The sequence below is a fragment of the Serratia sp. 14-2641 genome (assembly GCF_001692375.1).
Lineage (GTDB): Bacteria > Pseudomonadota > Gammaproteobacteria > Enterobacterales > Enterobacteriaceae > Chania > Chania fonticola_C.
The window spans coordinates 240,554-254,193 of sequence record NZ_LXKR01000066.1 but is presented as its reverse complement, the minus strand read 5'-3'; the positions used below and the strand labels follow the sequence as shown (position 1 = coordinate 254,193).

General features: G+C 55.2%; 11 protein-coding genes. 9 read left to right on the top strand and 2 right to left on the bottom strand.

The genetic code is table 11. The features are described 5' to 3' along the window. Positions 1–234: 234 nt before the first annotated feature. Positions 235–2,613 carry a phosphoenolpyruvate synthase gene (ppsA, locus tag A6U95_RS22470; protein WP_065686095.1) on the bottom strand — a complete coding sequence of 793 codons (2,379 nt, stop codon included), beginning with the start codon at positions 2,611–2,613 and terminating at the stop codon, positions 235–237. A 473-nt stretch (positions 2,614–3,086) separates the two neighbouring features. On the opposite strand from ppsA, the gene A6U95_RS22465 reads away from it, so the two are divergent. The 9 genes from A6U95_RS22465 to A6U95_RS22425 all read left to right on the top strand — a co-directional run bounded on the left by A6U95_RS22465 (position 3,087) and on the right by A6U95_RS22425 (position 11,940). Then, positions 3,087–3,908: a pyruvate, water dikinase regulatory protein gene (locus tag A6U95_RS22465; RefSeq protein WP_021804571.1), complete on the top strand. Its 822-nt coding sequence runs from the start codon at positions 3,087–3,089 to the stop codon at positions 3,906–3,908. Positions 3,909–4,077: 169 nt separating this feature from the next. Beyond that, positions 4,078–5,124 (top strand): 3-deoxy-7-phosphoheptulonate synthase, encoded by a 1,047-nt coding sequence (locus A6U95_RS22460; RefSeq protein ID WP_021178121.1) that lies wholly within the window; start codon positions 4,078–4,080, stop codon positions 5,122–5,124. A 103-nt stretch (positions 5,125–5,227) separates the two neighbouring features. Beyond that, positions 5,228–5,713, top strand: a complete 486-nt coding sequence (locus A6U95_RS22455) for a glutathione peroxidase (protein ID WP_065686094.1) — start codon at positions 5,228–5,230, stop codon at positions 5,711–5,713. 155 nt (positions 5,714–5,868) lie between these two features. Next, positions 5,869–6,063, top strand: coding sequence for a hemin uptake protein HemP (locus tag A6U95_RS22450; protein ID WP_021804574.1), 195 nt, complete (start codon positions 5,869–5,871; stop codon positions 6,061–6,063). 93 nt (positions 6,064–6,156) lie between these two features. Further along, positions 6,157–8,229 carry a TonB-dependent hemoglobin/transferrin/lactoferrin family receptor gene (locus A6U95_RS22445; RefSeq protein WP_065686093.1) on the top strand — a complete coding sequence of 691 codons (2,073 nt, stop codon included), beginning with the start codon at positions 6,157–6,159 and terminating at the stop codon, positions 8,227–8,229. A 67-nt stretch (positions 8,230–8,296) separates the two neighbouring features. Then, entirely contained in the window at positions 8,297–9,331 is a 1,035-nt protein-coding gene (locus A6U95_RS22440; RefSeq protein WP_065686092.1) for a ChuX/HutX family heme-like substrate-binding protein, read from the top strand. Further along, positions 9,328–10,158: an ABC transporter substrate-binding protein gene (locus A6U95_RS22435; RefSeq protein WP_065686091.1), complete on the top strand. Its 831-nt coding sequence runs from the start codon at positions 9,328–9,330 to the stop codon at positions 10,156–10,158. Before A6U95_RS22440 ends, A6U95_RS22435 begins: the two co-directional genes overlap by 4 nt. Continuing rightward, positions 10,158–11,162: an iron ABC transporter permease gene (locus A6U95_RS22430; protein WP_065686090.1), complete on the top strand. Its 1,005-nt coding sequence runs from the start codon at positions 10,158–10,160 to the stop codon at positions 11,160–11,162. The genes A6U95_RS22435 and A6U95_RS22430 overlap by 1 nt, the downstream gene beginning before the upstream one ends. Continuing rightward, on the top strand, positions 11,155–11,940 hold the full coding sequence (locus A6U95_RS22425) for a heme ABC transporter ATP-binding protein (RefSeq protein WP_065686089.1): 786 nt from the start codon (positions 11,155–11,157) through the stop codon (positions 11,938–11,940). The genes A6U95_RS22430 and A6U95_RS22425 overlap by 8 nt, the downstream gene beginning before the upstream one ends. 27 nt (positions 11,941–11,967) lie before the next feature. Here the strand turns inward: A6U95_RS22425 and A6U95_RS22420 are convergent, their stop codons facing one another. Next, positions 11,968–13,410, bottom strand: coding sequence for a YdiU family protein (locus tag A6U95_RS22420; RefSeq protein WP_065686088.1), 1,443 nt, complete (start codon positions 13,408–13,410; stop codon positions 11,968–11,970). Positions 13,411–13,640 lie beyond the last annotated feature (230 nt).

Genomic DNA, 13,640 nt, shown 5'->3' with positions numbered 1-13,640 from the left:
CGCGCCAGATAACTGCCTAGTATAAAACTCTATCTTGCTGAAAATCATTGCTTTCCATGCATCGTTTTCCAGCCAAGTCACCTAACAGAGTTACCCCGAATCACTGAATTGCTGTGTGTAGTCTTTGCCCGTCTTTTGATGGGCTTTTTTTTGTGCAAAATAACCCGCCAATATAAAAAAACCGCCAGGTTTAACCGGCGGTTTTATGTTTTCAACAGACGTTGTTATTCAGGTTTACTTTCTTTGTGACAAATTAACCCAGGTCTGCACCACGGTATCCGGGTTAAGCGACAGGCTATCAATCCCCTGATCCATCAGCCACTCGGCAAAGTCTGCATGGTCTGACGGGCCTTGCCCACAGATGCCGACATATTTGCCGTGACGCTTGGCCGCCTGGATCGCCATGGAAAGCAGCGCCTTGACCGCCTCATTGCGCTCGTCAAACAGTTCTGAAACCACACCGGAATCGCGATCCAGCCCCAGCGTGAGCTGCGTCATATCGTTGGAGCCGATAGAGAAGCCATCAAAGTGCTCAAGGAACTGATCGGCCAGCAAGGCGTTGGACGGGATCTCACACATCATGATCACTTTCAGCCCGTTTTCGCCGCGCTTGAGGCCCTGACGCCCCAACTCTGCCACCACGGCCTCCGCCTGAGCCACGGTACGCACAAACGGCACCATCACCTCAACGTTGGTCAGGCCCATTTCATTACGTACCCGCTTCATCGCGGCACATTCCATGGCGAAGCAGTCGCGGAAGCTGTCCGCCACGTAACGACCTGCGCCACGGAAACCTAGCATCGGGTTTTCTTCGTGCGGCTCATATTTCTCGCCGCCGACCAGGTTGGCGTATTCGTTAGATTTGAAATCGGAAAGGCGCACGATGACGCGCTTCGGCCAGAATGCCGCACCCAGCGTAGCGATCCCTTCGGTCAAACGACCGACATAGAACTCGACCGGATCGTCATAGCCTAACATCAGCGTCTTGATTTCTGCCTGCAGCTCTGGGGTCTGCTGATCGAACTCCAACAGGGCACGCGGGTGTACGCCGATCATGCGGTTGATAATAAACTCCAACCGGGCCAGCCCCACACCTTCATTTGGCAAGCGAGCGAAGTCGAAAGCGCGGTCTGGGTTGCCGACGTTCATCATGATCTTCAACGGGAGCTCTGGCAGTTCAGTGACTTCCGAGCTTTGCACGCTGAATTCCAGCATGTCGCTGTAGACAAAGCCGGTGTCGCCTTCGGCGCAGGAGACGGTGACTTTCTGCCCTTCTTTCAGCAGATCCGTTGCGTGGCCACACCCTACAACGGCAGGGATCCCCAGTTCACGGGCAATGATCGCCGCATGGCAGGTACGCCCGCCACGGTTGGTTACGATCGCAGCCGCCTTCTTCATGATCGGTTCCCAATCCGGGTCGGTCATATCGGTGACCAACACGTCACCCGGTTCAATGCGATCCATTTCGCTGATATTGTGGATGACCTTCACCGGGCCGGCCCCAATGCGATGACCTATGGCTCGGCCTTCCACCAGCACGGTGCTGTTACCGTTCAGTTGGTAGCGTTCCATCACCTGCTCATTGGAACGCACGGTTTCTGGCCGCGCCTGGACTATCAGCAGCTTGCCGGTATGGCCGTCTTTGGCCCACTCGATATCCATCGGGCGGCCATAGTGTTTTTCGATCAACAACGCCTGATGCGCCAGTGCCTGGACTTCATCATCGGTCAAAGAGAAACGATTGCGTTGCTCTTCTGGCACATCTTCGATACGTACCTGCTTGCCGTGATCCTGTGAAGGCGCGTACACCATACGGATTTTTTTCGAGCCAAGGTTGCGGCGCACAATGGCCGGATTGCCCTTTAGCAGCGTCGGTTTATGGACATAAAACTCATCCGGGTTGACCGCCCCTTGCACCACCATTTCCCCCAGGCCGAACGCCGAGGTAATAAACACCACCTGATCAAAGCCGGACTCGGTATCGATGGTAAACATGACACCAGAGGAAGCCAGGTCGGAGCGCACCATGCGCTGTACACCGGCGGAAAGCGCCACGCCACGGTGATCGTAACCCTGATGCACACGGTAAGAGATGGCACGGTCGTTAAACAGGGAGGCGAAGACGTGTTTGATCGCCACCATCACCGCATCAATGCCCTGAACGTTGAGGAAGGTTTCCTGCTGGCCGGCAAACGAGGCGTCTGGCATATCTTCGGCCGTGGCGGAAGAACGCACGGCAAAGGAGGCTTCGCTTTCGCCCTCGGACAGTTGTTGGTACGCCAGGGTAATTTCACGCTCAAATTCCGCGTGGAAAGGCGTATCGATCACCCATTGGCGAATTTGCGCACCGGCCTTGGACAGTTGAGCAATATCGTCAACGTCAGTCTGATCCAGCAGCTGATAAATGCGCTGGTTAACCCCACTTTGCTCAAGAAAATCGTTAAATGCCTGGGCGGTGGTGGCAAAACCGTTGGGTACGGCCACGCCCAAATCGGAGAGATTGGTGATCATTTCACCGAGGGAGGCATTTTTGCCACCGACACGGTCAACGTCGTGCATGCCAAGCTGGTTGTACCAAAGCACATTACGCAAGTCTGGGCCATTGTTAGACATCGAGACAATCCTTATTGCTATCAGTAGGGTATTGACGGATTTTTGACTCGTACCGCAAAAAACGGCACCCACCCACACTAGCACAATGATCCATAGACAATGGACAGGTGAATCGATCAAGCCAATGAAGAAAATAGCAATTAAGAGAATTCCATCGGGCACAACTTTATTAGGGATCGTTCCCTAACTGGCGAAAAGCTTACAATTCAACAAATTATGTATTATTTAAACTTTCGCTTAAATACCCGTATTTTTAGTAATTGATTTGACGAAAATAGCGCCAATTTGTGTCAGCGCAGCTAGTTAAAATAGCATCTGTCATTTTATTAAAAATGAAAATGGGTTTTATAAAATATATTCAATTACCGCGAATGATTCCCAGCGTCACAAAATTTCTGTCCCCCTCTTTACCCTATGTGGGTATGCAGACCATGATGTTGCTATCAGTCGTTTCAGGCATTAAGGAGTTATGGGTGGAAAGAAGCGTTTTTTATATCTCGGATGGCACGGCCATTACCGCCGAAGTATTGGGGCATGCGGTGCTGTCACAGTTTCCCGTCAAGGCCACCACTTTCACTCTGCCCTTTGTGGAAACCGAAGCGCGTGCGCGGGGCGTATGCCAGCAGATCAATGATATTTACCAACAGACCGGTGTGCGCCCACTGGTGTTCTATTCGATTATCTCGCCGGAAGTGCGCCAAGTGATCACCCAAAGTGAAGGATTCTGCCAGGATATCGTACAAGCCCTGGTCGGCCCGCTACAGGGGGAATTAGCGGTGGATCCAACACCAGTACCTAATCGCACCCACGGGCTGACCGAAAACAACCTGGGCAAGTATGACGCCCGGATCGCGGCCATTGAATACACCCTGGCCCATGATGATGGGATATCGCTGCGCAATCTCGATCAGGCGCAGGTGATCCTGCTCGGCGTATCCCGCTGTGGTAAAACCCCCACCAGCCTGTATCTGGCGATGCAATTTGGTATCCGCGCGGCCAACTATCCGTTTACCGCCGATGATATGGATAATTTGCAGCTACCCGCCGCGTTAAAACCGTTTCAACATAAGTTATTTGGGTTGACCATTAACCCTGAGCGGTTAACAGCGATCCGCGAAGAACGCCGCGAAAACAGCCGTTACTCTTCCCCGCGCCAATGCAGGATGGAAGTTGCCGAAGTGGAAGCGCTGTTTCGCAAAAACCAGATCCGCTATCTCAATACCACCAACTATTCGGTGGAGGAGATCTCCACCAAGATCCTCGATATCCTCGGGATGAGCCGGCGGATGTTCTGATAGTAGGGGCTGGCGGAGAGTCCTCTATGCCCCCTTTTTTGTGCTTTTTTATCGGTTTTAATCAGCCGATCACAATCTCTACGGTTGAATTCAGCGGTTTTTGCGTTATTGTGATCGCCATCACTTCCCGGTATTCCTGCCGTCGCGAAGAACAGTTTTAGAGACAATCATGCACAAAACAGATGAACTGCGGACCGCGCGCATCGACAGCTTGGTCACGCCTCAGGCGCTGGCAGAGAAGTTGCCGATCTCAGCATCGGTAGCCGATAACGTGACGGCGTCACGTAAACGTATCGAAAAAATCCTAACCGGCGAAGATAAGCGCCTGTTGGTAGTGATTGGCCCCTGCTCCATTCACGATCTGGATGCGGCTATGGACTATGCCACCCGCCTTAACGTACTGCGCGAGCGCTATCAGGACCGTCTGGAAATCGTGATGCGCACCTATTTTGAAAAACCGCGCACCGTGGTGGGCTGGAAAGGCTTGATTTCCGATCCCGACCTGGACGGCAGCTATCAGGTCAACCGTGGCATTGAGATGGCGCGCAAGCTGCTATTGTCAGTGAACCAGCTTGGCCTGCCAACGGCGACCGAGTTCCTGGATATGGTGATCGGCCAGTATATTGCCGACTTGATCAGCTGGGGCGCGATTGGCGCTCGCACCACCGAAAGCCAGATCCACCGTGAAATGGCCTCGGCGCTCTCTTGCCCGGTTGGTTTCAAAAATGGAACCGACGGCAATACCCGCATCGCCATTGATGCCATCCGTGCTGCACGCGCCGGTCATATGTTCCTGTCGCCAGACAAAACCGGCCAGATGACCATTTACCAGACCAGCGGCAACCCTTATGGCCATATCATCATGCGCGGCGGCAAGACGCCAAACTATCACGCGACCGATGTGGTAGCCGCCTGTGATAGCTTGCGCGAGTTTGATTTACCTGAACAGCTGGTGATCGACTTCAGCCACGGTAATTGTCAGAAATTGCATCGCCGCCAGTTGGAAGTGGCGGAAAACGTCTGCCAACAGATCCGTGCAGGCTCCGTGGCCGTCGCTGGCGTGATGGCCGAAAGCTTCCTGGTGGAAGGCACGCAGAAGATCGTGGCTGGCCAATCACTAACCTACGGCCAATCCATTACCGACCCTTGCCTGAGCTGGTCGGACAGCGAGCAGTTGCTGGCTATGCTGGCCGACGCGGTAGATACCCGTTTCTGATCTTGCTACTTAGCGGGTGCCGCACACTGCGCCCGCTTAACTATACTGCATACTATCACTCCCCATTCAGCGTCATTGCCACAGCGAGCAGGAGCCTTTGCGCATGAACCATTCACTGCTGTCCATTCCCTGTATCACCCTGCAAGGGGAACATAAAACGCTGGCCGACTTTCCGGCGCGGGCCTACCTGGTGGTCAATACCGCCAGCAAGTGTGGCTTTACTCCTCAGTATGCAGGCTTGGAAAAGCTATGGCAGTATTATCGCTCACGCGGGTTAATGGTGCTGGGCTTTCCCTGCAATCAGTTTGGCGGGCAAGAGCCGGGCGATCCGCTGGAGATTGCCAACTTCTGCACCCTCAACTATGGCGTCAGCTTTCCGCTGTTCAGCAAGATCGACGTCAACGGCGCGCAGGCGCATCCCCTGTTCAGCGAGTTAAAACGCCGTGCTCCCGGTCTGTTAGGCAGCCAACGTATCAAGTGGAACTTCACCAAATTCCTGCTCACCGCCGATGGCGAGCGCATCACACGCTTTGCCCCCATCACCAAACCTGAGCGCCTGTTCGGCCGTATCGAAACCCTGTTGAAATAGCCGTTTTATCAGCAAATTGATCGCAATCAATCTAGCTCCGGTAAGCATGACGACAAAAAGGTTCCATCGGTAAGAAAATTTCCCTTGATGTAACCTTTCGTTCACATGATAATGATTATCAATTTGATATTAATTACCATTTACCGGTTGAATTTATGGACAATCTCAATAATTGCCAACAGTCCAACAACGCTTTGGTTACTCCTGACGGCAGTGCTCCTGCCGCTTTACCGCCCTGCTTCGACAGTGCCGAACTACTGGGCACGGATGGCCTGGCGGTGATCATCCATCAAGGGCAACGCTATCAACTTCGCCAAACCAAAGCGGGAAAATTGATCTTAACCAAATAACGTCTTAGTTCCTTTTAACGCCAGCCACCCCGATCTTGCGATCCAGGCAGCCAGCAAATCTATTGATATGTTGAGTCATACGGAGAGTTGCACATGCCTGCCATTTTTACCTCCCGGCTGCGTTTATCCGCATTAAGCCTGGCCATTGCCTGCGCTTTGCCTACGGTGGTTTTTGCTCAGACCGACACCAGTGTTTCCGCTGCCACCAAGGCACAAGAAAAAAACAGAGATGAGGCCATGACCGTGGTCGCCACCGGTAATCAGCGCAGCAGTTTTGAAGCGCCGATGATGGTGACGGTGATCGACGGCAACAGCCCTCAGAGCCAAACCGCCACCACCGCCGGCGATATGTTGCGTCATGTACCTGGGGTTACCGTAACCGGTACTGGCCGGAGCAATGGGCAAGACATCATGATGCGGGGTTACGAGCGCCGTGGCGTGCTGATCCTGGTTGATGGTATTCGTCAGGGAACCGATACCGGCCATATCAATGGCACCTTCCTGGATCCTGGATTGGTAAAACGTATTGAAGTCGTGCGTGGCCCATCGGCACTGTTGTACGGCAGTGGCGCATTAGGTGGGGTTATCTCCTATGAAACGGTGGATGCCGCCGATCTGCTGTTGCCCGGCCATAACTCCGGCTACCGCGTCTTCGGCACTGCTGCTACCGGCGATCATAGCCTTGGCATGGGCGCCAGCGCTTACGGTAAAACTGACGATCTCGATGGTCTGATCTCTTTCGGTACCCGGGATATTGGCAATATTCGCCAGGGCGATGGCTTTAATGCGCCGAATGATGAAACCATCAGCAACATTTTGGCCAAAGGCACCTGGGCCATTGATGACAACCAGTCCCTGAGCGGTAATCTGCGCTATTACAACAACCGGGCACAAGAACCTAAGAACCCGCAAACGCCTGATGTTTCGAGCAGCAATGTGTTAACTGACCGTTCTACGATTCAGCGCGACGCACAACTCGGTTATAAGCTCAAACCTACAGGCCAAGATTGGCTGGATGCCGATGCCAAGATTTATTACTCCGAAGTAGAGATCAATGCGCATACGGACGGCAGCACGGATGAAGCTCGCAAACAAACCACCAAAGGTGGCAAGCTGGAAAACCGTACCCGCCTGTTCGCCGACAGCTTCGCTTCGCACCTGTTTACCTATGGTAGCGAAGCCTATCGGCAGGAACAGACGCCGGGGGGCGCAACAGAGAGCTTCCCGCAGGCCAAGATCAACTTCGCTTCCGGCTGGCTGCAAGATGAGATCACACTACGTGACCTGCCCGTCTCTTTCCTTGCCGGGACGCGTTATGACAATTTCAAAGGCTCTAGCGACGGTTATGACGACGTCAACGCTAACAAGTGGTCATCCCGTGGTGCGATGAGCGTTACCCCTACTGATTGGTTGATGATGTTCGCCTCTTATGCTCAGGCATTCCGCGCACCGACCATGGGTGAGATGTACAACGACTCCAAGCACTTCTCGATCCCGATGGGGCCAACCACGATCACCAACTATTGGGTACCTAACCCGAATCTGAAGCCAGAAACCAACGCCACGCAGGAATACGGCTTCGGCTTACGCTTTGACGATCTGTTAATGGCCGATGACACCCTGCAATTCAAGGCCAGCTACTTCGATACCAAAGCCAGAGATTATATTACTACCGGTGTCACCATGGAGTTAGGCCGTGGCCCACGCGGTATGTACTGCATCAGCTGTACCACCTTCTCAACCAATATCGATCGCGCCAAGATTTGGGGATGGGATACCTCGCTGAACTATAAAACCCGGTGGTTCGGTTTGGATCTGGCCTACAACCGCACACGTGGTAAAGATGAAACTACGGGTGACTGGCTCCCCAGTGTCAACCCGGATACGGTCACCAGCGTGTTGGATATTCCTATTGCCGAGACCGGTTTATCCACCGGCTGGGTCGGAACCTTTGCCCAGAGTGCGCATAACGTGGCTACCGGCTACACCAAACAGGCCGGGTATGGCGTGAACGATTTCTACCTAAGCTATAAAGGCCGCGAAGACCTGCAGGGCGTCACCACTACCGTGGTCCTGGGGAACGCCTTCGATAAAGAATATTACTCACCACAGGGCATTCCGCAGGATGGTCGTAACGCCAAACTGCTGGTCAGCTATCAGTGGTAACCCATTGAACCACAGCGGGCAGGCCGTTTTTGCCCGCTCCTCACCCACAAAAACAGGAAACAAATTAATGAGCGAGACCCTATACCAACGTTATGAGCAGGCGAAAATTGATCACCCAGGTAAATATGCCCGCGATCTGGCCGAGCTGTTGGGTATCAGCGAAGCCGAACTGACCCACGCCCGCGTAGGCCACGATGCTCGTCGCCTGCAGGCCGATGCCCGTACGCTGCTGACCGAACTGGAACAGGTCGGCGTCACCAAGTCCATCACGCGTAACAGCTATGCGGTACACGAACAGGTTGGGCGTTATCAGAATCAGCACCTCAATGGCCATGCCGGGCTGATCCTCAACCCGCGCGAGCTGGATCTGCGCCTGTTCCTCAACCAATGGGCCAGCGTTTTTGCCCTGAGTGAAACCAACAAGCGTGGCGTGCGCCACAGCATCCAGTTCTTTGATCATCAAGGTGACGCGCTGCATAAGGTCTACACCACCGACGAAACCGACCTCACCGCCTGGTTCGCCCTGGTCGAACGCCATCAGATTGCGGAAAACCCGGCACTGGAGCTGCAACCGGCCGAGATTAAAGAGAGTAACAGCGCGCCAGATACCGCCAAAATCGATGCCGACTGGCGGGCCATGACCGACGTCCACCAGTTCTTCCAACTACTGAGCCGCAATAATCTGACCCGCCAACAGGCCTTCCGTGCCGTGGGAAACGATCTGGCCTATCGCGTGGACAACAGCGCGCTGGCGGAGATCCTGGAAGCCGCCAAGTCTGCGCAAAACGAAATCATGATCTTCGTCGGCAACCGGGGCTGCGTGCAGATCTTTACCGGCCAGATCGAACGTCTGATGCCGCAGGACGGCTGGGTCAACATCTTCAACCGCCACTTTACGCTGCACCTGATTGAAGGGGCGATCGCCGAAAGCTGGATCACACGCAAACCAACCAAAGATGGCATGGTCACCAGCCTGGAGCTATTTGCCGCCGATGGCACCCAGATCGCCCAACTCTACGGGCAACGTACCGAAGGCCAACCGGAGCAGTTGCAGTGGCGTGAACAGGTTGCTGCACTTGAACCGAAGGAAGTCGCCGCATGAAAGCTTCATTGGCCCGTCGCCTGGCGCTGTGTGTTGCGCTGGCGTTTCCATTGGTTGCCGTTGCGGCCGAAAGGATTGTCTCTATAGGCGGTGACGTGACCGAAATTGCCTTCGCACTAGGCGCGGGCGATGAGGTTGTGGCACGAGACAGTACCAGTTTGCACCCTGCTGCGGTGCAGAAATTGCCCGACGTAGGCTATATGCGCCAGCTGAATGCCGAAGGTATTCTGGCGCTGAAACCCACGTTGATCCTGACTACCGAGTTGGCAGAGCCAGCGTTGGTGCTCAAGCAATTGGAGGACAGTGGCGTGAAGGTGGTGCGTATCCCTGGGGATACCACCGTGCAGGCGGTGCCTGAAAAAATCAGCGTGATAGCCGATGCCATCAATCGCAGTAGCCAAGGCAAGCAGTTGGCTGAACGTTATCAGCAACAGTTGGCAGCGGTAGCCAATACGCCGCTGCCGGTGAAAGTACTGTTCGTGATGAGTCACGGGGGTATTACCCCCATGGCCGCGGGCCAGCAAACCGCGGCAGATGCCATTATCAGAGCGGCTGGGTTGAAAAACGCGATGCAAGGTTTCAGCCGTTACCGCCCGCTCTCGCAAGAGGGCGTGATTGCCAGCGCACCAGACTTGCTGTTGGTGACTACCGATGGCGTTCGCTCCATCGGTGGCCAGGAAAACCTGTGGCTGTTGCCCGGCATGGCTCTGACACCGGCGGGGAAAAACCGCCGCGTGCTGATCGTTGATGATATGGCGCTGCTCGGTTTTGGTCTCGAAACGCCGCAGGCGCTGGGCCTGTTGCGTAAAGCGGCGGAGCAAAAGTAATGCGTTGCCGAACCTCACCCCGCCTGGCGATCGGCAGCCTGCTGATCCTGCTGACGATCCTGGTGCTTGGGGCCGCTAACCTGGGGGCGTTGACACTATCATTTCGCACCTTGTGGCAGGCTCCTCTCAGCGATGCCTCCTGGCATATCTGGCTGAATATACGCCTGCCTCGCGTGCTATTGGCCGTAGTGATCGGTTGCGCGTTGGCGGTTTCCGGCGCGGTGATGCAGGGGCTGTTCCGCAACCCCTTGGCCGATCCCAGCCTGTTGGGGATCAGCAGCGGCGGCGCACTGTTCGTCGCCCTGGTGATCGTCATGCCGCTGGCCCTGCCCCCGCTCATCGCGCTATACAGCCATATGCTGGCGGCGTTTCTTGGCAGCCTGCTGGTTTCGATACTGATCTACGGCATCAGCCGCAGCGGGCACGGCAGCCTGTCGCGGCTGTTGTTGGCGGGTATCGCCATCAATGCGCTGTGCATGGCGGCGATTGGCGTGCTGTCGTACCTCAGTAGCGACCAGCAATTACGTCAGTTTTCACTCTGGATGATGGGTAGCCTTAGCCAGTCACAGTGGCCTACCCTGGTGGTGTCCGCTTCGCTGATCCTGCCAGCCGCATTGCTGACGCTGTTACAGGCTCGTCGTTTGAATCTGCTACAGCTAGGTGATGAAGAAGCACATTACCTTGGAGTTAATGTGCAACGCGCCAAGCTGCAGTTGCTACTGTTGAGCGCTCTGCTGATTGGGGCTGCCGTAGCGATGAGTGGCGTGATCGGCTTTATTGGCCTGGTGGTACCCCACCTGGTGCGTATGCGGCTTGGGGGCGATCACCGCTGGTTGTTGCCAGCCTCTGCCCTCGGCGGTGCCTGCCTGCTGTTGGTGAGCGATACGCTGGCACGTACGCTGGTCGCTCCGGCAGAAATGCCGGTAGGCCTGATGACCAGCCTGATCGGTGGTCCCTATTTTCTGTGGCTGGTGATGCGCCAGCGGGAGCGCACCGGTGGATGATTCATCAAAGCTGACAGCACGGCAATTGCGTTACAACCTGGGGGATCGCAGGCTGATCACCGATGTCTCCCTCAGCATTGCCAGCGGTGAAATGGTGGCGATTATCGGCCCCAACGGCGCGGGGAAGTCGACCTTGCTTCGCTTACTTACCGGTTATCTGGCAGCAGACTGTGGCGAGTGCCGCCTGCAAGGTAAACCGCTTGAGCAATGGCAACCGCAGCAGTTGGCCAAGGTCCGGGCGGTAATGCGTCAACACAGCGAGCTGGCCTTTCCGTTTACCGTGGAGGAAGTGATCGCTATGGGGCGTTCTCCGCATAGCGGGCGCGATGCCAAACGGGCGATCCAACAGGTGATGGAGCAGACCGATTGCGCCAGCCTGGCCCAACGTGATTACCGCCAGCTTTCCGGCGGGGAACAGCAGCGGGTGCAACTGGCCAGAGTATTGGTGCAGTTGTGGCAACCGCAACACGCACCATCCTGGTTATTCCTTGATGAACCCACCTCGGCGCTCGATCTGTATCATCAACAGCATACCTTACGCCTGCTGCGCTCCCTGACGCGTCAGCAGCCGTTGGCGGTCTGTTGCGTATTGCACGATCTTAATCTGGCCGCGCTGTATGCCGATCGTATTCTGTTGTTGCATCAGGGCCGCCTGGTCGCTTCCGGTACCCCGCAGCAGGTATTGCAGACAGATATCCTGACACGTTGGTATCAGGCAGATCTCGGTGTCGCCACCCACCCGGAGACCGCACTGCCGCAGGTATTTTTACGTCAGTAACGGTAAGCCATGGAGGGCTTGCTGCCGTTAGCTCGAACAGGAAATTTCCAGATGCTTGCCCCAATCCGGTGGCAAGGCCGCCAGATCGTCATACTGAGCATCGTCGGCGAAAGGTTGCAGCAACGCCTGGTGCAAACGTGCCAGCTTGCTGACATCGTCCTGCTCTGCCGCTTCGATGGCCTGCTGCGCCAGATAATTACGCAAAATCAGTTTAGGATTTGCCCGCTTCATCGCTTGCTGGCGCTCGGCATCACTCACCTGCTCAAGCTGTAAGCGCTGGCGATATTTTTGATACCAGCCGTCAAACGCATCGCGATCGATAAATTCATCACGCAATGGCGTTTGCGACTGCTGCTGCTCAACGTCGCTCAATAAACGGAAGGTGCGAGTGTAGTCGCGTCCCTCTTGCGCCATCAGGCTCAATAAGCCGGTCAGCAGATCGTTATCCTGTTTTGACTGGGTAAACAAGCCCAGTTTGGCACGCATTTGATCGCCATAAGCTTGCATCAGCGCCGGTTCATAGGCGGCCAGTGCCTGCTGTAACTGCTCGGCACTCAGCAAACCGGATAGCGTTTGCGCCAATCGATGCAGGTTCCATAACCCCACGGCAGGTTGGTTATCGAACGCATAACGGCCCTGATGATCGGAATGATTGCAGATATAATCGGGCCGGTAGTCATCAAGGAAGCCATAAGGGCCATAATCCATCGTCAGGCCGAGGATCGACATATTGTCGGTATTCATCACGCCGTGGGCAAACCCCACGCACTGCCAGTGGGCAATCATACGTGCGGTACGTTCCACCACATCGGTAAACCACAGCAGATAGCGATCTTGTTCATCAACCCATTGCGACCAATGGCGCGCAATAACGAAGTCCGCCAGTTGCCTGACCTGCTCCGACTGTTTGCGATAATAGAAATGTTCGAAATGGCCAAAGCGAACATGGCTTTCCGCCACCCGCAGCAGCATTGCCCCGCGCTCCGGTTGTTCACGAAACACCGGATGTTCGCTGGTGACAATTGTCAGGGCCCGCGTCGTCGGGATCCCCAAATGGTATAGCGCCTCGGAGGCCAGGAATTCACGGATCACCGAGCGCAGCACTGCCCGCCCATCGCCCATGCGGGAATACGGCGTTAACCCAGCGCCTTTCAGATGCCAGTCCATACTGCGGCCGTCCGCGAGCCGCTGTTCGCCCAGCAGGATCCCCCGGCCATCTCCCAACTGCCCTGCCCAGGAACCAAACTGATGGCCGCTGTAAACCTGCGCCAAAGGCTGCATACCGGGTAACAGGGTTTCACCTGCCCAGATTGGCGTTTTCTCTGGGGTAAACCAGCTTGCGTCCAACCCCAGTTCCTGAGCCAGCGGCTGGCTGTAATACAGCAAACGGGCCGCTTTAAGCGGCGTCGGCTGCAGTGCGGTATAAAAACCGGGCAGCTGTTGGTAATAAGCATTTTCAAATTGCGGCATAGGCCCTCCGTAACGCTTAGTGTAGAGCCTGGAGGTGCAGATTAACACGGAGGATTTACAAGGGATTCGCCCCTTGCCGATAACCTGAAGGGGCGTGGTAGACTAAAAAGCGGCGGTGAGCCCTATTAGCTTGGTTATTTAACGCCGACGGCGTGAGTCTTTTAATGACCTACTACGCGCATGGCTAAAGTGCTTTATCAATGATAAAGCGACAATAATTATCAGTACTG